Consider the following 20,680-nt stretch of genomic DNA (forward strand, 5'->3'; position numbering starts at 1 on the left):
GCGGTGAGCGTGGTCTTGCCGTGGTCGACGTGACCGATCGTTCCGATGTTCACGTGCGGCTTGGTCCGCTCGAACTTGGCCTTAGCCACTGGGTCCTCCTCAGGACGTCATGTAGGGGCACCGGGCACTGGATTGTGACCGCTTTCCTACGGGTGTGATTCTCAGTTTAGTAGAGAGACGGTGTGAAGTTGTCTGAGTGCCTGCGGGGCCCGCCGCCTCCGCGTCTTGTGTCGGCCGCGTTTCGCGCGTCCTCGCTCGACGACCGGGAGGCGAACCCCGCAGGCTCCTAGGGCTTACTCGCCCTTGGTCTTCTGGATGATCTCGTCGGCGACGGCCTTCGGGACCTCGGCGTAGCTGTCGAACTCCATCGAGTACACGGCGCGACCCGAGGTCTTCGAGCGCAGATCGCCGATGTAGCCGAACATCTCGGACAGCGGCACCGACGCGCGGATGACCTTGACGCCCTGGGCGTCCTCCATCGACTGGATCTGGCCACGACGCGAGTTCAGGTCGCCGATGACGTCGCCCATGTACTCCTCCGGAGTACGGACCTCGACGGCCATCAGCGGCTCGAGCAGCACGGGGTTCGCGCGGCGGACGGCCTCCTTGAAGCCCATGGATCCTGCGATCTTGAACGCCATCTCCGAGGAGTCGACGTCGTGCGACGCGCCATCGAGCAGGATCGCCTTCACGCCGACCATCGGGTAGCCCGCGAGGGCACCGGTCGCCATGGCGTCCTGGAAGCCCTGGTTGGTGGGCTCGATGTACTCGCGCGGGATACGACCACCGGTGACGCTGTTGACGAACTCGTAGCTCTGCTCCGCAGTCACCTCGAGGGGCTCGATGGTGAACTGGATCTTCGCGAACTGGCCCGATCCACCCGTCTGCTTCTTGTGGGTGTAGTCGTGCTTCTCGACGGCCTTCTTGATCGTCTCGCGGTACGCCACCTGGGGCTTTCCGACGTTGGCCTCGACCTTGAACTCGCGCTTCATACGGTCCACGAGAATGTCGAGGTGCAGCTCGCCCATGCCCTTGATGGTCGTCTGACCGGTCTCGGGGTTGAGCTCCGTGCGGAACGTCGGGTCCTCTTCGGCGAGCTTCTGGATCGCGGTGCCCAGCTTCTCCTGATCGGCCTTGGTCTTCGGCTCGATGGCGACCTCGATGACCGGCTCCGGGAACGTCATCGACTCGAGGACGACCGGCGCCGACGGGTCGGCGAGGGTGTCACCGGTGGTGGTGTCCTTCAGGCCGATCACGGCGTAGATGTTGCCGGCGGTCAGCTTGTCGACCGGGTTCTCCTTGTTGGCGTGCATCTGGAAGATCTTTCCGATGCGCTCCTTCTTGCCCTTGGTCGAGTTGATGACCTGGGCACCGGAGTCGAGCTCGCCCGAGTAGACGCGGACGTAGGTGAGGCGACCGAAGAACGGGTGCACGGCGACCTTGAAGGCCAGGGCGGCGAAGGGATCCTTGGCGTCGGGGTGACGCTCGATGATCTTCTCCTCGTCCTTCGGGTCGTGCGCCTCGATCGCCGGGATGTCCAGCGGCGACGGGAGGAAGTCGACGACGGCGTCCAGCATCGGCTGCACACCGCGGTTCTTGAACGCGGAGCCGCAGAGGACGGGGTAGATCTCGCTCGCGATGACCATCTTGCGGATCGCGCCCTTGATCTCGGCGACGGTCAGCTCCTCGCCGCCGAAGAACTTCTCGAGAAGCTCCTCGTCGGTCTCGGCGACGGTCTCCAGCAGGGTCTGGCGGTACTCCTCGGCACGGTCCTTGAGATCGGCCGGGATCTCCTGCACCTCGTACGAGGCACCCATGGTCACGTCACCCTTGGCGTCGCCGGGCCACACCAGCGCACGCATCTCGATGAGGTCGACGACGCCGACGAAGTCGTTCTCGGCGCCGATCGGGAGCTGCAGCACGAGAGGCTTCGCGCCGAGGCGGTTCACGATGGTGTCGACGGTGTAGTAGAAGTCCGCACCGAGCTTGTCCATCTTGTTGACGAAGCAGATGCGCGGGACGTTGTACTTGTCGGCCTGGCGCCAGACCGTCTCGGACTGGGGCTCGACGCCCTCCTTGCCGTCGAAGACGGCGACGGCGCCGTCGAGGACGCGGAGCGAGCGCTCCACCTCGACCGTGAAGTCCACGTGACCGGGGGTGTCGATGATGTTGATCTGGTTGCCGTTCCAGAAGCAGGTCACGGCGGCAGACGTGATCGTGATGCCGCGCTCCTTCTCCTGCTCCATCCAGTCGGTCGTCGACGCGCCGTCGTGGGTCTCGCCGAGCTTGTGGTTCACACCCGTGTAGAACAGGATGCGCTCGGTCGTCGTGGTCTTCCCGGCATCGATGTGCGCCATGATGCCGATGTTGCGGACCTTGCTGAGGTCGGTGAGCACTTCTTGTGCCACGGGGTGTCCTTATCTTCTTGCTGTCGTCAGGCGACGAAGGAAAGTGTGGGTGCCGAGACCGGATCCGACGCGCACGGAGCGCATCGGGATCCGATCCCGGCGACGCCGGCGATTACCAGCGGTAGTGAGCGAACGCGCGGTTCGACTCGGCCATCTTGTGCGTGTCCTCGCGGCGCTTGACCGCGGCGCCGAGGCCGTTCGAGGCGTCCAGGATCTCGTTCTGGAGACGCTCGGTCATGGTCTTCTCGCGGCGGCTCTTGGCGTAGCTGACGAGCCAGCGGAGGGCGAGAGTGTTCGCGCGGTGCGGCTTCACCTCGACCGGGACCTGGTAGGTCGAGCCACCGACGCGGCGGCTGCGAACCTCGAGGGTCGGGCGCACGTTGTCGAGCGCCTTCTTCAGGGTCGCGACGGCGTCCTGGCCGTTCTTCGCCTCGACGCCCGCGAGGGCGCCGTAGACGATCGACTCGGCGAGGGACTTCTTGCCGTCGACGAGGATCTTGTTCACCAGGGAGGTGACGATCGGAGCACCGTAGACCGGGTCGTTGACGACGGGGCGCTTGGGGGCGGGGCCCTTACGAGGCATCTAACTCAACCCTTCTTCGCGCCGTAGCGGGAACGAGCCTGCTTACGGTTCTTGACGGCCTGGGTGTCCAGGGCGCCACGGACGATCTTGTAACGGACACCGGGGAGGTCCTTGACACGACCACCGCGCACGAGCACCAGCGAGTGCTCCTGCAGGTTGTGGCCCTCACCGGGGATGTACGCGGTGACCTCGGTACCGTTGCGGAGCTTCACACGAGCGACCTTGCGCATCGCCGAGTTCGGCTTCTTCGGGGTGGTGGTGTACACACGGGTGCACACGCCGGCCTGCTGCGGGTTCGACTTCAGGGCGGGGGCCTTGGTCTTGGAGACCTTCGGCGAACGACCCTTGCGAACCAACTGCTGAATAGTTGGCACTGCTTCTCCTTATTGTGCTGCACGGTGACAGCGTGATGGGTTTCACATCAGACCCACCCGCACGCCGGATGACGGTGTGCGTTTGGATGGTGGGTATGCCGTGGGGGCGGAGCCGGCGAGAGCCGGTGCCCTGCACGCGCACGTCGAGACGCACGCATACCCATCCAATGGTAATGCTGCGTAACACCGCGGTCAAATGCGACCGGGAGGACGCGCGGCGTCGCCCAATCTCAGGGCGTGTCGGTGTCGAAGGGGGAGTCCAACGCCTCGGTCAGCTCCGCGAGCATCGCCTCGATCTGCGGTTCGACGAACTCGCCGATCGCGGCCTGCACGCGCAGACGGTGGCGCAGGAGCAGTCTGCAGATCTCGCGGCCCACGACGTTCGCGTAGTCGTCGGCGAGCGAGACCTCGCGCCGCAGCGCCTCCTTGGCCTCCTCGCTCAGCGGGGGAAGCGGCGGAAGCTCCCCCGCGTCCTCGTCCGCGAGGCCGGCGATCGTGAAGAGGAACGGCGCACCGGGCACCGGGTCCGGATCCAGCGGCATCCCCTCGTACTCCGGCTCCAGGTCCTCCGTGGGCCGGTACGCCCTCGCCCTGTTGCGCGCGGCCTGCTGATCGAGCTCGGCCTGCAGCATGGGCAGGTTGCGGGCCGTGTAGTCGGCGACCGCGTGGTCGACGATCGTCTTGATCCGGGTCGACAGGCCGTGCTGGACCCCGTGCGGGACGTTGGATCCGATCCCCGCCGCCGAGAGCACGGGCGACCCGAGGCAGCGCCGGCACGGCGCGACCCTGCCTCGATGGGTCGCGGGCTCCCACCGGGGCAACCAGCGCAACCAGGCCATCACGGCCTGGTCCACCTGGGTCTCCAGCGAGCGCTCCACGACACCAGGGTACGGCCCGGACACGCCCGGGAGTCCGCGACGCGCGAATCCGCCGCCGGCGCGCCGTCTACGCGTCCTCGTCCCTCTCCCACGGCCACCGCGGCGCCCGTGCGTGGGTGCGCCGCAGCGCGATCGCGACCCAGGCCCCCACAAGCGCGGCCAGCACGAGTACGGCGCTGCCCCCGCCGAGCACGAGCTGGCCGAGCGCCGCCGTCGCCCTGACCGCTCCCGTCCCCTCCGCCACCGACGTCCCCCACACGCCGCCGAGGTGCACGAGCGCCGCGGCGAGGGCGAGGAAGACGCTCGTGACGAAGGACGGGTGCGCGTTCGAGAGCACCGCGCGCAGGGAGATCGCGAACACGACGACCGCGAGGATCATCCCGATGACGCCCGGAAGCTGCCCGAGTCCCGGAACGGAGATGAGATCACGCTCGGTCCAGAGGCTGAGCACGCCGAGTCCCATGATCGCGAGAGCGAAGAAGGAGACCACCCCGATCACCCAGGCGAGGCGAGCGGAGACCCCCGCGGGGCGTGGCCCGCGGGGGTCTCCGCTCGAAGCGTCCGTGATCTGCTCCCGACGAGGACGGCGCCTACTGCGGCGGCAGCTGCGGGCCGGCTTCGAGGACGCGCTCGTACTCGCGCTGCGCCTCCTCGTTCTGAACGGTGCGACGCGCGCCGGTCTTCGCCGCCCAGGCGCCGAACCAGATGGTGAGCTCGCGCCCGAAGACGAACGCGGCGATCGCGAGGGGCGCCAGCAGCTGCTTGCCGGTGAGCTCGGCCAGCTCGGCGGAGCCCAGCCTCCAGAACTCGACGGATCCCACGGCGCCGAGGATGTGCCCGGCGTACGCGAACACGCCGACGACGATCCCGAACACGACCCAGTAGCCCCAGCGTCCGCGGTTGATGATCCCGCCGAGGATCCAGAAGCCGATCGCGAAGACGGCGACGGGCACCCAGAGGCCGGCGCTGCGGACCTGGTCGAGCAGATAGGTGCCGACGGTGTCGGACGAGACACGGCCCGCGATCGCGGCGATCCCGAGCGCGGTGCCCAGGTAGAGGATCGCGAAGGCGACGGCCGCGAGGAGCCCGATGCCGAAGATCGCGCCGCGGTTGCCGCGCTCGCGAGGAGCATCGGGCGCCTGCACGAAGATCGGCAGCGCCGAGTCCGCGGCCGACGCGGGAGCCGCCGACGCCGCGGGTGTGAGCACCTGGGTCTCGGCGGCGGGCGCCGGCTCGAGCCTGGTCGTGGCCGCGCCGACGACGACGGTCTCCGCGACCGGCTCGACGGTCGTCTCGAGCACGGCGCGCTCCTCGCGCGGACGCGGCGGGGTGAACGTCCCGCCGAAGGTGCCGGGGTAGGCGGCCTCCGCCTCGCGGAACGCGGCGAGGTCCGCATCCTCGGCCTCGACCGGTGCGGCCGGGCGCTCGGACGCGTCGGCCCGATCCGCCGGGGAGTCCTTCGCGACGGCGCCGGGGGCCACGGGCGCGTGCTCCGGAGCGTGCGATCCGTCCGCGGCACGGGCCGCCTCCGCGAGTCCTTCGTGCGCGCTCTGCGCGACGAGAGCCGGATCCCGTCCCTCGTCCGCGGCGCGGGCGGCGTCGCCGGGCCCGCCCTGGGAGCGCTCGGGTGCGACGTGGTCGGACGCCGCGGGCGCGTCGTCGGCCGGGCCCATCGGGATGGCCTCGGCGGGCTCGTTCGGGTGCGCGGCGGCGGCGTCGGGCGCGGCGGCCACGGCGTCGTCGACGTCGTGCGCCTGCGCCGGCTTCGAAACCTCGTGGTCACTCATGGGAGCTCCTCAATCCGGATACGGTGCTTCGAGGCTAGCCCGATGGCCCGTCACCGCACCGGAGGCGTGCCGAGATGTGTCGTGCCGGATCCGGGATCACCGACGGGCGGTGGTCAGCACGTCGCCGAAGTACTGGACCATCACGGGTCCCATGGGCGCGGCGAGGTAGAACAGGCCCGCCACGATCCCCGCGCAGACCACCCCGGCGAACCAGGCGATAGCCGTGTTGCGTCCGCCGATCTTCGCCATGCTCCGAGGATACGAGCGACGCCCTCCCCGACCGGGACGGCGCGCGGCGCGCTCGTTACACTGGCGGCATGGCTGACAGCTCATTCGACATCGTGTCCAAGGTGGATCGGCAGGAGGCGGACAACGCGCTCAACCAGGCCCGCAAGGAGATCGAGCAGCGCTACGACTTCAAGGGCGTGGGCGCCTCGATCGCGTGGAGCGGGGAGAAGATCGTGATCGTGGCGAACTCCGCCGAACGCGCGAACGCCGTGCTCGACGTGTTCCAGTCCAAGCTGATCAAGCGCGGCATCTCGCTGAAGAGCCTCGAATCCGGTGAGCCGACGGCGAGCGGCAAGGAGTTCCGCATCGAGTCGACCCTCAAGGAGGGCATCAGCAGCGAGAACGCGAAGAAGATCGGCAAGATCATCCGCGACGAGGGCCCCAAGTCCGTCAAGTCCCAGATCCAGGGCGACGAGCTGCGCGTGCAGTCCAAGAGCCGCGACGACCTGCAGGAGGTCATCGCTCTGCTGAAGAACTCGGATCTCGATCTCGATCTGCAGTTCATCAACTACCGCTGATCCCGCCGCGCGGACGAGGAGACGGCGCCACGGGAGGAGGCCGACGGAAGGATCCGTCGCCGTCCTCCCGTGGTGTGAGAGCTGTCCGCGCCCCCGCCATCGCGGGAACCACCGCATCCGGTAGTTGGGATTCGTCGCACGGAGTGCGATAGTGCTGTTCTGGGGAAACTACTTTGGGGGTAGTGATGGACGGCGACGTTCTTGGGGCCACGGCTGTGGCCACGCACACCGGTCCGGTGAAACAGCTTCTTGCGGAGACGATCTTCCAGCGCATCGGCGCTTCGATCGTCGACGGCACGCTGCCGTCGGGATCGCGGATCCGCGACGCGGATCTCGCGGAGGAGTTCAACGTCTCGCGCATGCCGATCCGGGAGGCGCTGCAGCGCCTGGAACGGATCGGGCTCGTCGAGATGCATCCGAGCAGGTTCACGGAGGTGACGGAGGTCTCACCCGAGGACACCGCGAACGCGCGGCAGTACGCGGGCTATGTCGGCGGGGCGATCGCCGCGATCGCGGTTCCGCGGCTCAGGGAGGAGACGCGGCTCCAGCTCGTCGACCACGTGAGGGCGCTCGACGGTCTGCTCGACGATTCCGCCCGGCTCGCCGAGAGCCGCTGGGGCGTGATCCGCGCCCTCGCGACGAAGAGCGGGAACGACGTCTTCCAGACGATGCTCGACGAGACCAGCCTGCTCATCGTCCGCAACCTCCGCCCGTGGGTCCTCTCCGGCTACGAGCAGGACCGGATGCGCGCGCTGCACGCCGACCTCGCGGCCGCCATGCTGGACGGCGACGGCCATGCCGCGGAGCGCGCAGTGCGCGGGATCCACGGCGTCCAGAACATCTGATCGGACGCGCGCCCGACGCGTGATCCGTCCTCGGATCAGGGGGTCGTCGGGGGCCGGTCGCCGATCGGCGCTCCCTCCCCCGGGGCCGTCTGCGCGGACGCCTGCGGAGCCGGGAGCGGCACCGCGGGCCGTCCCGGGCCCTGGGGCTCGACCCGATCCGCCGCCGCCCACCCCTGGACCCAGCGTCCGAGCCGGTCGTACGCGTCCTCGCGCGCCGCGTGCCGCGAGAGGAAGACGTCGTGCAGGGCTCCGTCGATCCGCTCGATCGTCACCGACGGCCCGAGTTTCAGCGCGGCACGGGCGATGTCGTCCACGACCAGCACCGTGTCCGCGCGCGTCAGCTCGTCGCTCCACGAAGTCGGATAGGCGCTGCGCGCCGACAGCAGCACGCACACCGGAACCGGGATCGCGATGCCGGCCGCGATCCGCGCATGCCCGGCGAGGATCGCGTTCAACCAGCCCGCGTGCACGGCCATCGTCTGCGCGGGACGCCACTGCAGGTTGACCTCGACGGGGTCGTCGGGGTCTGCCACCTCGTTCTGCGCCCTCGTGTAAAAACCGAGGTCGACCTGCGGTGCGGTGTCGAACGGACGCCGACGCGCCTGCAGCCCCACGAGCGGCGCGATCGTCTCCCTGCTGAACCGTGGCAGCTGGAACTCCAGCCACGGACTGTTCAGGATCACCGCGGACGCGACCTGCGGGTTGCGCGCGGCCCACAGGCTCAGCGTGAGACCCCCGGTCGAGTGCCCGAGCAGGACCAGCCGTCGCCCCTCGGCCCGCCCGTCCTCGCGCATCGCGTCGAGCGCGGCCGCGATGTCCTCGTCGTACTGCGCGAGGTCGGAGATGTAGCCCGGAGTCTGCCCCGGACGCAGGCTCCGCCCGTACTTGCGCAGGTCGAGAGCGAAGAACCGCGCCCCGCGCGCCGTCCAGAACCGCGCCAGCCGCTTCTGGAAGAAGTAGTCCGACCAGCCGTGCACGTAGAGCACGTCGACGTCCGCGAGCGGGCGGCGATCGCCCAACAGCCGCTGCCAGACGGTCCGCACGGGCAGCGCCCGCACCAGGGTGGCGACGACCGGCCCCTCGCTGTCCGACCCGAGCGGCAGCGTCCTCTGCACGAACTCGTCGCCGAGCACATCCGGCACCCAGGCCCCGGACCCCGCGACGTCGGTCATACGTTCAGCGTATCGGCGCCGCTCGCTCCCCTGGCGTCCCCGGCACGGCCTACGCTGAGCACATCGCCGCCCCGACCGTCAGGAGGATGCACGATGCGCCGACCCCGCACCGGTGCCGAACCCGTCGCCGCGCTCGCCCTGCTGCTGGCGCTCGCCGGGTGCTCCGCCGGCCCACCTGCCCCGCCGTCGATCACGGCCGGATCCGCGAGTCCCGGCGCCTCGGTCCTGCCGCCGGTCATGGCCGACCTCGCTTCGGTCGACGGCACGACCGTCACCGTGCCGCTCGGGGAGGTCGTCGTGCTCACGGGCGACGCGGCGCATCCGACGTCCTGGACTGCGACGATCGCCGATCCCGAGATCGTCGCCTTCGTCCCGGGCAGGGACGACGGATCCGCGCAGTTCCATCCCGGCCTCACCCCTCTCGCCGAGGGCACGACCGGGGTCGTGCTCGACAACGCCGCATCGGGTGCGCACGTGCGCTTCACCGTCGAGGTGACGGCGAAGCGCTGACCGCGCGCCGCCGACGGCACGGGAGCCGCTGCCGGGGCGACGTCACTCCCCGCGCGAGATACGGACCATCTCGTCGCGCGGCACGACCTTGACCCTGACGCGCTCGTCCGGTGCGCCCAGCGCGATCTCGTGCTCGTCCAGCCGGTGCCAGCCGTCGAGGTCGGTCCATGCCACGCCGCGCTCGGCGAGCAGCGCCGGGATCGCGTCCTCGGAGGGATCCTCCGGCTGCCACCAGGACCCCTGGTCGTTGATGAGGTGACGGACCGTCTCCATCGCGTCGGACTTGGTGTGGCCGATGAGGCCGACCGGGCCGCGCTTGATCCAGCCCGTGGCGTAGATGCCCGGCACGCGCTGGTTGGAGTCCTTCGCGAGCACCTGGCCCTCGCGGTTGGGGATGACCCCGTGCTTCTTGTCGAACGGCACCCCGTCCAGGGGCGAGCCGAAGTAGCCGACCGCGCGGTACAGCGCCTGAATCGGCACCTCGCGCATCTCCCCCGTCCCGACCGCGCCGCCGGACCCGTCGGGAGCCGTGCGCTCGTAGACGAGGGCGGCCACGCGCCCCTCGTCGTCGGTGCGGACCTCGACGGGACGCGCCCAGAAGTGCAGGTGCAGGCGACGCGACGCGGATCCGCCGGCGTTGTTCACGGAGTCGCGCTTGCGCCACGACTGCAGCACGCGATCGATGACCATGACCTGCTTGTTGCTGGCGATCGCGTCCCTGGACGCGTCGTCGTAGTCGAAGTCCTCGTCGTAGACGACCATGTCGACGTCGCGGAGCTCGCCGAGCTCGCGCAGTTCGAGCGGGGTGAACTTGACCTGGGCGGGACCGCGGCGCCCGAACACGTGCACGTCGGTCACTGCGCTGCCCGCCATGCCGTCGTAGACGTTCGCGGGGACCTCGGTGACGAGCAGATCCTCCGCATGCTTGGCCAGCATGCGCGAGACGTCGAGGGCGACGTTCCCGTTGCCGATCACCGCGACGCTCGCGGCGTCCAGCGGCCACTCGCGCGGCACGTCGGGATGGCCGTCGAACCAGCTCACGTAGTCGGCCGCGCCGTAGGACCCGATCGCGTCGATCCCCGGGATGTCCATGCCCGTGTCCCGACGGGCGCCGGTGGCGAAGATCACGGCGTTGTAGTGCTTCTTCAGATCCTCGAGCGTGATTTCGGTGCCGAAGTGCACGTTGCCGAACAGGCGGATGTCTCCCCGGTCGAGCACGTCGCGGAGGGCGGTGATGATGCCCTTGATGCGCGGATGATCCGGCGCCACGCCGTAGCGGACGAGGCCGTAGGGGGCGGGAAGGTGCTCGAAGAGGTCGATCGAGACGTCGAAGCGCCGCTCGGCCTTCAACAGGATGTCGGCGGCGTAGATGCCGGCGGGGCCGGCTCCGACGATGGCAAGCCTGAGCTTGGTCATAGGGGTCCTTTCGGCTGCCCTGGATGCGGGCGAACGGGAGTCAGCTGCTGCGGTCGGCCAGGGACGTGGCGAAGCGGGTGAGCGCCTCGCGCACCGGTCCCTTCGGCAGCACGTCGAGCTCGTCGATCGCTCCCTGCGTCCACGAACGGGCGAGGTCGCGGGTCTTCTGCGTGACGGCATGGTCGCGCAGTCGCAGCAGGGCGTCGTCGAGGATCGCGGGATCCGCTCCCTCGGCGATCCGCCGGACGCCCTCATCGATCTCCGCGGCGAGCGCGACGGACTCCGGGTCCGTCTCGACGGCGAGCAGGAGCGACGGCATGGTCGGCACCCCCGCGCGCAGGTCGGTCCCCGGCACCTTGCCCGTGTCCTCGGGCTTGTTCGACAGGTCGATCACGTCGTCGAGGAGCTGGAAGGCGACGCCGATCTTCTCTCCGAAGTCGCGCAGCGGCTGCTCGTACTCCCCCGGCGCGCCGGAGAAGATGACGCCGGCCTGGGTCGCTGCCGCGATGAGCGATCCGGTCTTGTCGGCAAGCACCTGGATGTAGAACTCGATCGGGTCGTCGCCGGGCTGCGGACCGACGGTCTCGTGCATCTGACCGAGCACGAGCCGCTCGAAGGTGTCGGCCTGCAGGCGGATGGCACGGTCGCCGTGGCCGCTCATCAGCTTGAGGGCGCGGGAGAACAGGATGTCGCCCGTCAGGATCGCCACGTTGTTGCCCCACACGGCGTGGGCGGCGGGCACTCCGCGCCGCCGGTCGGCGCCGTCCATGACGTCGTCGTGGTAGAGCGATCCCAGGTGGGTCAGCTCCAGCGCCTTGGCGATGTCGACGACCGCGGGAAGGTTGCCGCCGCCGAGCTGCGCGGTGAGCAGCGCGAGCACGGGGCGCACCCGCTTCCCGCCCGCGTCGTACAGGTAGCGGCTGGTCGCGTCGGCCAGGGCGTCGGCGACGTGCAGATCCTCGGCGAGACCCTCTTCGACCAGGTCGAGACCGGCCTCCACCTCTCGGGCGACCCGGCGCGCGGACGGGCCGATGAACACGCGGTCGCTGAAGCCGAGGCGGCTCGCGAGGCGCGAACCCGTGGCGGCGGGGCTCGTAGTCACGGATCCAGCCTACCTGCGCCCGGAGGACCCGTACGCCGAGGCGCCGCTCGCGTTCTCAGGACGAAGCGGCGCGATCGGCCCGGATCGTGCCGGCCTGAGCGCGACGTGACGATCCGTCCTGAGAACGGTGCACCGGCACGAGCAGGCGGTCTCAGGTCAGCGGGCGTGCGGGCAGGGGCTTGCGGGCGCGATGCAGCGCCACGATGCCGAAGGAGAGGTTGCGCCAGGCGACGTCGATCCACCCCGCCTCGCGCATCCAGCCGGCGAGCGTGCGCTGGTCGGGCCACTCCCTGATCGACTCGTTGAGGTAGTCGTAGGCCTCGCCGTTCGTGCCGGCGAGGCGCGCGACGCGCGGCAGCACCTGCGCGTTGTAGACCTTGTAGAACGCGCGCAGCAGCGGAGCCGGGGGTGTGGAGAACTCGTTGACGACCACCCTGCCGCCGGGCTTGGTCACCCGGAAGAGCTCGGCGAGGGCCTTCTTCGGATCCTGCACGTTGCGCAGGCTGTACGACATCGTCACCGCGTCGAACTCGTCGTCGCCGAACGGGAGGTCGGTCGCATCGGCCTGCACGAAGCTCAGGTTCGGCAGATGCCCGTGCCGTCGTCGTCCCTCCTCGAGCATGCCCGGCGAGAAGTCGGCGGCCACGACCTCGGCTCCGCTCGCGGCGAGGGACGCCGAGGAGGACGCCGTCCCCGCGCCGAGGTCGAGGATCCGCTCGCCCTTCTTCGGGGCGACGGCCCGCGTGGTCGCCGCGCGCCAGAGCGCGTCGTTGCCGACCGTCATGACGGTGTTGGTGCGGTCGTATCCCGCGGCGACCTGGTCGAACATGCCGCTGACGCGGGCGGGGTCCTTGCCGAGATCTGCGCGGTTGGGCTCTGACGGGGTCACCGCTCCAGCCTACGCGCGCCCGGCCGTGCGTCCGGCGGGCTCAGCCGCGGCGATCGGCGGGGCGTTCGGGGCGCGGGGTGTGCTCCAGCGCCTCCAGGATGTCGAGCCAGCGATCCGCGGTCGCGTCGTCGAACGGCGGCACCTGGGCGCGCACGTTCTCCGCGAGCTCCGCCGCGAGCGCGACGAGGTGCTCCTGGACGTCGGCGGGGTAGCCGTACCAGGCGCGGTGCTCGTCCCACTCGTCCTCGTCGTCGATCCAGGTGCCGCGCTCGCCCTCGACGCGCACGACGTCCAGGTCCATGTCGATCCCGGTGAACAGCAGCGGATCCGGCGTGCCGTCGGCGCCTCCCGCGTGCACGTCCCAGGCGAGGTCGATGTAGATCCGCATGCCCTTCGGGTGGTCGCGGTTGACGGTGAGCACCCAGTCCCCGCTCGGAGGAACGAGCGTGACGTTCGGGCCGTGCGCGGCGAAGGCGCGGCCGGGGCGCTCGCTCCACCAGCCGCCGGGCTGTCCGATCCAGTCGCCCCAGGAATCGGACCCGAGCCAGAGGCACTCGTGCCGCCAGTGCGGCGATCCGTCCCACTTGCGCCACTGGAAGACGATCTCGGTGCCCGGGGCGGGCCGCTCTGCGCTCACGCAGCCACTCTAGATGCGCCGACCGACGCCGCCGCGCGGCGCGTGCGACGGCCGCCGGTGCAGCGCCCACCGCATAGGCTGGACGGGTGAGTTCCGGCCTGGTCGTGCAGACGCGCGAGATCGTCGCCGACGACGACCTCCTCGCGTACGCCGATCCGGCGGATCCGCTGGTCTGGATGCGCCGTGGCGACGGGATCGTCGCGGCGGGCTCCGAGGCCGCGCTCGTGATCCGCGTCCCGGCCGGCCCAGAGCCCCGTGCCGTCGTCCTCGCCCGCGAATGGGAGCGGATCCGCACCGCCGCCCGCGTGGACGACCCCGTCGGCGCTCCCGGGAGCGGGCTCGTCGCCTTCGCGGCCCTCGTCTTCGACGAGCGGTCGGCCGCGGACAGCGTCCTCGTCGTGCCGCGCGTCGTCCGGGGCCGGCACAACGGCCGCGCCTGGATCACCCGCATCTCGGATTCCTCCGCCACCGGGGAGCCGCCGGATCCCACTCCGCTGGGGCCGCAGTGGGCGGGGACGCTCGGCCCCGGGGCGCAGACGGCCGAGGGCTACCAGCAGTCCGTGCGGCGCGCCCTGCACGGCATCGCGGAAGGACGCTTCGGCAAGGTGGTGCTCGCGCGCGACCTCGCCGGATCCGCCCCGCGCGGCGCGGATCTGCGCCGGCTCGTGCGCGCCCTGAGCACCGAGTACCCGGACACCTGGGCGTTCGCCGTCGACGGCCTCATCGGCGCGAGCCCTGAGACGCTCGTCACGGTGCACGGGGGAACGGTGACCGCGCGCGTGCTCGCGGGCACGACCCCGCGTGGCGCCGACGCGGTGACCGACGCCCGGGCGGCGGCGTCGCTGGCCGACAGCCCGAAGGACAACGACGAGCACGCCTTCGCCGTGCGCAGTCTCGTGGCGTCGCTCTCCCCGCACACCGCGTCCCTCGTCGCGGACGGGGGGCCGTTCATCCTGGAGCTGCCCAACCTCTTCCACCTCGCGACCGACGTGAGGGCGGAGCTCGCCGACGGGGCGTCGGCGCTCGACCTCGCCGCCGCGCTGCATCCCACGGCCGCCGTGGCCGGGACCCCGACCGACGTCGCGATCGCCGTGATCCGCGAGCTCGAACCGTTCGACCGCGGCCGGTACGCGGGGCCGGTCGGGTGGATCGACGCCGAGGGCAACGGCGAATGGGCGATCGCGCTGCGGTGCGCGCAGTTCGACACGACGGTCGCATCGGGCTCCCCGATCCCACTGACCGCCTACGCCGGGGCGGGGATCGTCGCAGGCAGCGATCCGGAGGCGGAGCTGCTGGAGACCAGGGTGAAGTTCCGCCCGATCGTCGACGCCCTCGCCTGACCGCTCCGTCCCCGACCGCTCCCGCCTCGGGCCGCGCTGCGGGGGATCAGCTCGCCTCGAGGCGACGACGCTGGGCGGCGACGTGGTAGTCGGCGACCGGCCACTGCGGATCGATGTCCTCCAGGGCCGCCAGCAGCAGCTCCTGCACCGCGAGCCGCGCGTACCACTTGTGATTCGCCGGGACCACGTACCAGGGCGCGTCGTCGGTCGAGGTGCGCGCGAACATCGTGTCGTACGCGGCCATGTAGGCGTCCCAGCGCAGACGTTCGTCGACGTCGCCGGGATTGAACTTCCAGTTCTTCTCCGGTCGGTCGAGGCGTTCCATGAGGCGCTTCTTCTGCTCGTCGCGCGAGATGTGCAGCATGACCTTGACGACGCGCGTGCCGGCGTCGACGAGCCGCCTCTCGAAGTCGACGATCGCGCCGTAGCGACGTTCGATCTCGGCGGGCGGAGCGAGTTCGCGCACCCGGCCGATGAGCACGTCCTCGTAGTGCGAGCGATCGAAGACCCCGATCCGGCCCGGCGCGGGTACGCGCTTCTCGATGCGCCAGAGGAAGTCGTGCCGCAGTTCCTCCGCGGTCGGGGCCTTGAACGCCGCGAGCTCCACCCCTTGCGGGTCGACGCCCCCGACGACATGGCGGACGATCCCGCCCTTCCCGGCCGAGTCCATCGCCTGCAGCACGAGCAGCACGCTCGCCCGCGCCTCCCCGACCGCGGAACGCGCGTACAGACGCTCCTGCAGATCGCCGAGGGCGGTCAGCCCCGACGCCAGCGAGGAGGCGCCGTCCTTCTTGGATCCGTCGTACCCCGGCGTGGAATCGGGCTCCACGGCGCCGAGTCCCTCCGCGGTCACACGGAGGATCTCGGCGGCAGGGCTGCGCCATCCGGCGGAATCGTGCGTCATGCCCTCATCCTGCCCCGCGCGGCACGGCGATCGGAAGAGGCGGCGCCCTGAGCCGACCGGCAGCGATCGCGTAGCCGTGCGCGGTCCGTCGCATGCGGGTACGCGGCGGGATCCGCTCAGCGCGGGAGCGGGACCTCGACGATGCCGGGACGCCGGACGTCCGCCGCGAGCGCCGTCGCGAGGGCCACGACGGTCTCCACACGTCGATGGTCCCACCCGTACGCCGCGGCGAGACCCGCCAGGGCGACGGAGTGCGGCGTGTAGAACGCCCGGTCGAGCGCGGCGGATCCCGCCGTCGCGGCGACCTCCAGGCCGTCGAAGATCGTGCCTCCGCCGTCGTTGCCGACGATGACCTGGATCCGCGGCACCGGTTCGTCCGCCGGCAGCAGGAGCGCTCCGACGTCGTGCAGGAAGGCGAGGTCGCCGAGCAGGACGCGGGTCACCCCGCCCTTGCCCGCGCGCTGGGAGGCGGCCGCGATGCCGATCCCCGTCGAGACGGTCCCGTCGATCCCGGCGAGGCCCCGATTGGCGTGCACGTGCACCCGATGCGGGCCCAGCACGTCGTCCGCGACCCGGACGATGCGCGAGGAACCGAACAGCAATCGGTCGTCGGGGCCGCTGGCGCTCCAGACCGCACGCACGAGGGCGCGGCGGTCGACGGGCGCGTCGCCCTCCTGCGCGGTGCCGGGATCGGGGTGCGCGGTGCCGATCCAGGCGGAGAGCCATTCGACGTCAGAACTCCGGCCCGCCGCCACGACGGAGCGCACGTCGACCGCGCGACCGGAGAGGTTCAGCGCCTCGCCGCCACGGCGCACCGCGACGACCTCGACGTCGGTGCGGCGAAGGAGCGCCGCCGTCTCGCGGCTCAGCGTCGGGTGGCCGAACACCACGACCCGTTCGATGCGTTCCGCCAACGCCGGGTCGTTCAGGCGCGCGCGGTACCGGGGCACGAGGGTGTCGCCGACGCGGGCGCCGCTGACGACCTCGGCGATGAGCGGCCAGCCGCCGTCGTGCGCGAAGTCCGCGGCCTCGGCACCGGCGTCCGCACCGGCCAGCACGATCGTGCGGGGACCGGGGACGATCAGGACCGCAGCCGCGGGAGCCGGGCGGAGCGTAATTCCCGGTGTCGCGACCAGCCGATCCGGAAGCGGCCCGGAGAGCGGTTCGCGCATCGGCAGGTTCAGATGCACGGGGCCCGCGACGCCGGCCAGGCCGTTTCCCTCCGCGCCCATCGCGCACGCGACGGCATCGGCCGCGAGCGCGGAGAACACGACGGGGTCCGCGTCGCCCGGAACGGGGGCGTCGACGCCGAGCCGCACCCAGGGCCGGTACATGTCGACCTGGGTCGTGGCCTGGTTGGCTCCGACGCCGCGCAACTCGGGCGGGCGGTCGGCCGTGAGCACGACGAGGGGGACGCCGGAGTGGAACGCCTCCATGACGGCGGGGACGTATCCGGCGGCCGCGGTCCCGGACGTGCACACGAGCACCGCCGGGACGCCGGACTCGCGGGCGAGGCCGAGCGCCGTGAACCCGGCGACGCGCTCGTCGACACGGACGTGCACGTGCAGCGCCCCGGAACGGCCCAGCGCCGCCGCCACGAGCGCGAGCGCCTGCGACCGCGATCCGGGCGAGAGCACGAGGTCCCGCACGCCGAGTTCGACGAGACCGGTCAGCAGCCGCACGGCGGCGTCGGTCGCGGGCGATGCCGTGGGGGCGTCCGCGGCGCCGGTCACCGCTTCGGACCGGGATCGTCGGTGTCGCCGCGCTCGTCCAGGCGCGCGAGCTCCGCCTCGAGCTCCTGGATGCGGCGATCCTGCTCCGCACGGCTGAGGTCGTAGCCGGCGTGACCGGATCCCGGTTCGTCGTCGAGGGGGAGGAACCGCTCCTCGGCGGCGCTGCGGCCGCGACGCGTGCGACCGAGAGCGAACCAGAGGATCGCTCCGAGTACGGGGATCAGGATGACGATCGCGATCCAGACGCCCTTGGGCACGCCGCGATGGCGGCTCGCGGGCTGCACCACGCAGTCGACGATGCCGAACACCCAGAAGACCGCGGCCAGGAAGCCGCCGATCACGAGGAATCGGGTCACGTCCTCAGTCTAGGCGGGACGGGAGGACCCGGATCCGCGGCGACGGCGCCCCCCCTCTCACAGGCACGGGGCCCGAAGACAGAGGTCGTTCACAGCGGGTGCCGAACGCGGACTCCTAGACTGGACGCGTGAAGCTTCCTCCCCTGCTCGTCTACTCGGTGCTGCGCCTGCTGGCGTTCCTCGTGCCGCTGGGGATCCTGTGGTTCTTCTTCCCGATCTTCCGCGAGTTCTGGTGGCTGGCCGCCCTGTTCGCCGCACTGATCGGGATCAGCATCTCGCTGCTCTTCCTCCGCGCGCCGCTCTCCGACGCGTCCCGGGCGATGTACGCGAAACGGGAGGCGAGGACCGATCCGGCTCGCCCGCGCGACGAGGACGTCGAGGACGCCAACGTCGACCGCGACATCCACCGCGACGTCGCCTGACCACGGCCCCGCCGGGAGCCGCGGGTCAGTCGCGCGCGAACGTGACGTGGACGACGCCGCTCTCGGCGACCTCGCTCGACACCGTGTATCCCTGTTCGAGTCCGCGCAGATCCTGCCAGAGGTTCTCCCCCCGACCGAGCAGGATCGGCACGATCGCCACGTGCAGACGGTCCACGAGACCCGCAGCGAGGAAGGACCGCACGGTCCGCACGCCACCGCCGATGCGGACGTCCCCGCCGCCGGACGCCTCCACGGCCCGCACGAGCGCCTCCTCCGGGGAGGCGTCGAGGAAGTGGAACTCCGTGCCGTTCGCGAAGGTGATCGGATCGCGCGGGATCCCGTGGGTGAGCACGAACACCGGGCAGTGGAAGGGCGGTGCGTCGCCCCACCAGCCCTTCCAGTCCGGATCCCCGGCATGCTCGTGCAGCCCGAACATGCCCGCGCCCATGATCTCCGCGCCGACGTTCTCGAAGTACTCGGCGCCGTAGCGGTCGTCGATGCCGGTGGTCCCCGATCCGGACTCGTCGCCGAGCACGCGCTCACGGAACGTGCGCGTCGAGGTGTAGACGGCGACGAGACGCCCCCAGTCCTCGCCGAAGGGGTTCTCCGGGGTCTGATCGGTGGTCGTCGCGTAACCGTCGAGGGAGATGTTGAGATCGACGCGTACCGTCATGGGAGTTCTCCTGAGTTCCTGGGGCGCAAGCGCGGGTTCGTGGGGAGCCGGCGCGGTCACCCTCGATCGGGGTTGCTGTCCTTGCCATCCAGCCACAGCGTATCCGTGGCGTCGCGATGCGTGCCGTCGGTGCCGACGTGCGCGGCGTTGATCTTCGGGCCCTTGGTGATGACGTGCACGATCGCCATGCCGTGACCGCGCCCGAGACCGTAGTCGGTCTTGAGCCAGTCCAGGATCGGCGTCGCCTTGGTGTCGGGGCCGAATCCGTGCTCGGTCGCGAGGTCGACGAGCTGTCGGGGGGTGAGGCCGGTCTTGGTCTCGACGGCGTCGAGGTATGCCTGAAAGGACATGTGTTCTCCGTGGGTGAGGGGTGGGCCGCGGTCAGTCGACCACGGTCTGGATGATGGTGTCCGAGGCGTGGATGCAGAGCAGTCGCAGGGTCGAGGTGCCGACGTTCTCGAACCGGTGCGGCACGAACGCCGGGCCGATGACGGTGTCGCCGGCGGCCGCCGTGACGGTCCGGTCTCCCACGGTGAACGCGGCGTCGCCCTCGAGCACCACCCACGTCTCGGGATAGGGGTGCCAGTGCCGACGGGACCCCTGGCCCGGCTGATTGTCGACGAAGAAGTACGAGACGCCCGCGCCGTGCGCCGCACCTTCGAACCGCCGGCTGGCGCCGGTGCCGAGACGGATCTCGTCCGGGCGGACGACCGTGACATCGAACGAGTTGCTTCCCATTCGTCCACCTCTTTCCTGTGCTGATCCGCGTTCCGCGGTGTGTTCCCCCACTCTCCCCGGATCCTCTCGCATCCCCTAAAGTTTCGATGTGCATCGAAACATGGACGGTGTGGAGTGGGAGCACCACCGCGTCGACTTCCGGCTGGGCACGGGCGACCTGGAGGCCGTCCGGTTCGGGATCTCGCCCGGTCACGAGCTGGCGCACGCCGTGCGGGTGCTCCTGCGCCCCGCACAGTATCCGCTCGCGTGGGGGTGGCTGCGGCAGGCGCGTGAGCGCCTTCCCCGCGAGCCGTTCGCGGTGCTCGCGCAGGTGGTCGGCGCAGACGGCTATCTGCCCGACTTCCTCACGACGACCGCGCGCTGGGACCTGACCCCGGACGAGGAGCTCGCCGCGCTCCGTGCGGCGCCGCTCGCGGGAGTCCGTCTCGACCTGGGAAAGAGGGTCGCGCGCTCCACGGGGCGCGAGCGCGAGGGGCTTCGGGCGATGCAGGACCATCCGATCCGCGCCAGGGCGCTCGTCGCCGACGCCTGGGAGGCTGTCTGGGACGCCGTCCTCGCGCCCGTCTGGCCCGAACTGGAACGGATCCTCCGCGCCGACATCGCGGTGCGTTCGCGCACCATCGCCTCCGACGGCCTCGCCGCGATGGCCGCCGGGATCCACCCCCAGGTGAGCTGGGGCGACGGATCGGTCAGGGTGGCGCTGCGCCGCCACAGCGAGGAGGTCGACTGCCGCGGCAGCGGGCTGGTGCTCGTGCCGACCGTCCTCTCCTCCTGGAGCTGCTTCGTGCTCACCGAGCCGCCCGCTCAGCCGACGCTCTTCTACCCCGCCCGCGGGGTGACGGCGGACTGGACCCGGCAGGCGCCGGACGGGGCGCGCGCGCTGGACGCCCTGGTGGGCCCCGCGCGGGCGGGGATCCTGCGCGCCGCGCACGCGCCCCGCACGACCTCGCAGGTCGCCGCCGATGCCGGAGTCGCCGTCTCGACCGCGTCTCACCACCTGACGGTGCTGCGCGACGCGGGCCTGATCGTCAGCACCCGGGAAGGCGCACGCATGCTCCACGTGCGCGCCCCTCTGGGCGAGGCGCTCGTCGGGGCGGCGCTCTGAGC

General features: G+C 71.0%; 25 protein-coding genes. 6 read left to right on the forward strand and 19 right to left on the reverse strand.

What is annotated here, in order from left to right; all coding sequences use genetic code 11:
* The 8 genes from Q0P88_RS12965 to Q0P88_RS13000 form a co-directional block, all read right to left on the reverse strand.
* Positions 1-89, reverse strand: an 89-nt coding sequence (locus Q0P88_RS12965; protein ID WP_217643993.1) for a GTP-binding protein, incomplete at its 3' end; no start/stop codon positions are given.
* A 204-nt stretch (positions 90-293) separates the two neighbouring features.
* Positions 294-2,408: an elongation factor G gene (gene fusA / locus Q0P88_RS12970; protein WP_295014785.1), complete on the reverse strand. Its 2,115-nt coding sequence runs from the start codon at positions 2,406-2,408 to the stop codon at positions 294-296.
* Between the two features lie 112 nt (positions 2,409-2,520).
* The gene (rpsG, locus tag Q0P88_RS12975; protein WP_295014786.1) at positions 2,521-2,991 is read right to left on the reverse strand and encodes a 30S ribosomal protein S7; all 471 of its coding nucleotides are present in this window, start codon (positions 2,989-2,991) and stop codon (positions 2,521-2,523) included.
* Between the two features lie 5 nt (positions 2,992-2,996).
* Complete coding sequence (gene rpsL, locus Q0P88_RS12980; RefSeq protein WP_013584051.1) at positions 2,997-3,365, reverse strand: 30S ribosomal protein S12; 369 nt, start codon at positions 3,363-3,365, stop codon at positions 2,997-2,999.
* Between the two features lie 230 nt (positions 3,366-3,595).
* Positions 3,596-4,243: a spermidine/putrescine ABC transporter substrate-binding protein gene (locus tag Q0P88_RS12985; protein WP_295014787.1), complete on the reverse strand. Its 648-nt coding sequence runs from the start codon at positions 4,241-4,243 to the stop codon at positions 3,596-3,598.
* A gap of 67 nt (positions 4,244-4,310) precedes the next feature.
* Positions 4,311-4,742, reverse strand: a complete 432-nt coding sequence (locus Q0P88_RS12990) for a hypothetical protein (RefSeq protein ID WP_295014788.1) — start codon at positions 4,740-4,742, stop codon at positions 4,311-4,313.
* A gap of 91 nt (positions 4,743-4,833) precedes the next feature.
* The gene (locus Q0P88_RS12995; RefSeq protein ID WP_295014789.1) at positions 4,834-6,030 is read right to left on the reverse strand and encodes an ABC transporter; all 1,197 of its coding nucleotides are present in this window, start codon (positions 6,028-6,030) and stop codon (positions 4,834-4,836) included.
* 96 nt (positions 6,031-6,126) lie between these two features.
* Positions 6,127-6,279, reverse strand: a complete 153-nt coding sequence (locus Q0P88_RS13000) for a hypothetical protein (protein ID WP_295014790.1) — start codon at positions 6,277-6,279, stop codon at positions 6,127-6,129.
* A gap of 68 nt (positions 6,280-6,347) precedes the next feature.
* On the opposite strand from Q0P88_RS13000, the gene Q0P88_RS13005 reads away from it, so the two are divergent.
* Positions 6,348-6,836 carry a YajQ family cyclic di-GMP-binding protein gene (locus Q0P88_RS13005; RefSeq protein ID WP_295014791.1) on the forward strand — a complete coding sequence of 163 codons (489 nt, stop codon included), beginning with the start codon at positions 6,348-6,350 and terminating at the stop codon, positions 6,834-6,836.
* Between the two features lie 236 nt (positions 6,837-7,072).
* Positions 7,073-7,681 (forward strand): GntR family transcriptional regulator, encoded by a 609-nt coding sequence (locus Q0P88_RS13010; RefSeq protein ID WP_295014792.1) that lies wholly within the window; start codon positions 7,073-7,075, stop codon positions 7,679-7,681.
* A gap of 35 nt (positions 7,682-7,716) precedes the next feature.
* Here Q0P88_RS13010 and Q0P88_RS13015 read toward each other — a convergent pair whose 3' ends face one another.
* The gene (locus tag Q0P88_RS13015; protein ID WP_295014793.1) at positions 7,717-8,853 is read right to left on the reverse strand and encodes an alpha/beta hydrolase; all 1,137 of its coding nucleotides are present in this window, start codon (positions 8,851-8,853) and stop codon (positions 7,717-7,719) included.
* Positions 8,854-8,946: 93 nt separating this feature from the next.
* On the opposite strand from Q0P88_RS13015, the gene Q0P88_RS13020 reads away from it, so the two are divergent.
* Entirely contained in the window at positions 8,947-9,363 is a 417-nt protein-coding gene (locus tag Q0P88_RS13020) for a hypothetical protein (RefSeq protein ID WP_295014794.1), read from the forward strand.
* Positions 9,364-9,405: 42 nt separating this feature from the next.
* Here the strand turns inward: Q0P88_RS13020 and Q0P88_RS13025 are convergent, their stop codons facing one another.
* The 4 genes from Q0P88_RS13025 to Q0P88_RS13040 all read right to left on the reverse strand — a co-directional run bounded on the left by Q0P88_RS13025 (position 9,406) and on the right by Q0P88_RS13040 (position 13,407).
* Positions 9,406-10,779: an FAD-dependent oxidoreductase gene (locus Q0P88_RS13025; RefSeq protein WP_295014795.1), complete on the reverse strand. Its 1,374-nt coding sequence runs from the start codon at positions 10,777-10,779 to the stop codon at positions 9,406-9,408.
* A gap of 40 nt (positions 10,780-10,819) precedes the next feature.
* On the reverse strand, positions 10,820-11,881 hold the full coding sequence (locus Q0P88_RS13030) for a polyprenyl synthetase family protein (RefSeq protein WP_295014796.1): 1,062 nt from the start codon (positions 11,879-11,881) through the stop codon (positions 10,820-10,822).
* A gap of 151 nt (positions 11,882-12,032) precedes the next feature.
* A complete protein-coding gene (locus tag Q0P88_RS13035) occupies positions 12,033-12,770 on the reverse strand; it encodes a class I SAM-dependent methyltransferase (protein ID WP_295014797.1) in 738 nt (245 codons plus the stop codon).
* Positions 12,771-12,810: 40 nt separating this feature from the next.
* Positions 12,811-13,407: a DUF402 domain-containing protein gene (locus tag Q0P88_RS13040; protein WP_295014798.1), complete on the reverse strand. Its 597-nt coding sequence runs from the start codon at positions 13,405-13,407 to the stop codon at positions 12,811-12,813.
* 86 nt (positions 13,408-13,493) lie between these two features.
* Between Q0P88_RS13040 and Q0P88_RS13045 the strand changes: the two genes are divergently transcribed.
* Positions 13,494-14,747 carry an isochorismate synthase MenF gene (locus tag Q0P88_RS13045; RefSeq protein WP_295014799.1) on the forward strand — a complete coding sequence of 418 codons (1,254 nt, stop codon included), beginning with the start codon at positions 13,494-13,496 and terminating at the stop codon, positions 14,745-14,747.
* 46 nt (positions 14,748-14,793) lie between these two features.
* On the opposite strand, the gene Q0P88_RS13050 is transcribed toward Q0P88_RS13045, so the two are convergent.
* From Q0P88_RS13050 to Q0P88_RS13060, 3 genes are all read right to left on the reverse strand, one after another.
* The gene (locus tag Q0P88_RS13050; RefSeq protein WP_295014800.1) at positions 14,794-15,651 is read right to left on the reverse strand and encodes a polyphosphate kinase 2 family protein; all 858 of its coding nucleotides are present in this window, start codon (positions 15,649-15,651) and stop codon (positions 14,794-14,796) included.
* A gap of 116 nt (positions 15,652-15,767) precedes the next feature.
* The gene (menD, locus tag Q0P88_RS13055; protein ID WP_295014801.1) at positions 15,768-17,384 is read right to left on the reverse strand and encodes a 2-succinyl-5-enolpyruvyl-6-hydroxy-3-cyclohexene-1-carboxylic-acid synthase; all 1,617 of its coding nucleotides are present in this window, start codon (positions 17,382-17,384) and stop codon (positions 15,768-15,770) included.
* Positions 17,381-17,740 (reverse strand): PLD nuclease N-terminal domain-containing protein, encoded by a 360-nt coding sequence (locus Q0P88_RS13060; RefSeq protein WP_295014802.1) that lies wholly within the window; start codon positions 17,738-17,740, stop codon positions 17,381-17,383. Before Q0P88_RS13060 ends, menD begins: the two co-directional genes overlap by 4 nt.
* Before the next feature lie 128 nt (positions 17,741-17,868).
* Between Q0P88_RS13060 and Q0P88_RS13065 the strand changes: the two genes are divergently transcribed.
* The gene (locus Q0P88_RS13065) at positions 17,869-18,162 is read left to right on the forward strand and encodes a DUF4229 domain-containing protein (protein WP_295014803.1); all 294 of its coding nucleotides are present in this window, start codon (positions 17,869-17,871) and stop codon (positions 18,160-18,162) included.
* Between the two features lie 25 nt (positions 18,163-18,187).
* On the opposite strand, the gene Q0P88_RS13070 is transcribed toward Q0P88_RS13065, so the two are convergent.
* From Q0P88_RS13070 to Q0P88_RS13080, 3 genes are read right to left on the reverse strand one after another with little or no spacing between them, the layout of a single operon-like run.
* Positions 18,188-18,835 carry a dihydrofolate reductase family protein gene (locus Q0P88_RS13070; RefSeq protein WP_295014804.1) on the reverse strand — a complete coding sequence of 216 codons (648 nt, stop codon included), beginning with the start codon at positions 18,833-18,835 and terminating at the stop codon, positions 18,188-18,190.
* Positions 18,836-18,891: 56 nt separating this feature from the next.
* The gene (locus Q0P88_RS13075; RefSeq protein ID WP_295014805.1) at positions 18,892-19,185 is read right to left on the reverse strand and encodes a DUF4287 domain-containing protein; all 294 of its coding nucleotides are present in this window, start codon (positions 19,183-19,185) and stop codon (positions 18,892-18,894) included.
* Between the two features lie 31 nt (positions 19,186-19,216).
* On the reverse strand, positions 19,217-19,573 hold the full coding sequence (locus Q0P88_RS13080) for a cupin domain-containing protein (RefSeq protein WP_295014806.1): 357 nt from the start codon (positions 19,571-19,573) through the stop codon (positions 19,217-19,219).
* A 100-nt stretch (positions 19,574-19,673) separates the two neighbouring features.
* Here Q0P88_RS13080 and Q0P88_RS13085 point away from each other — a divergent pair, with 100 nt between their 5' ends.
* A complete protein-coding gene (locus Q0P88_RS13085) occupies positions 19,674-20,678 on the forward strand; it encodes a DUF5937 family protein (protein WP_295014807.1) in 1,005 nt (334 codons plus the stop codon).
* Positions 20,679-20,680 lie beyond the last annotated feature (2 nt).

The sequence above is a fragment of the uncultured Microbacterium sp. genome (assembly GCF_945952435.1).
In the GTDB taxonomy this organism is placed as follows: Bacteria; Actinomycetota; Actinomycetes; order Actinomycetales; family Microbacteriaceae; genus Microbacterium.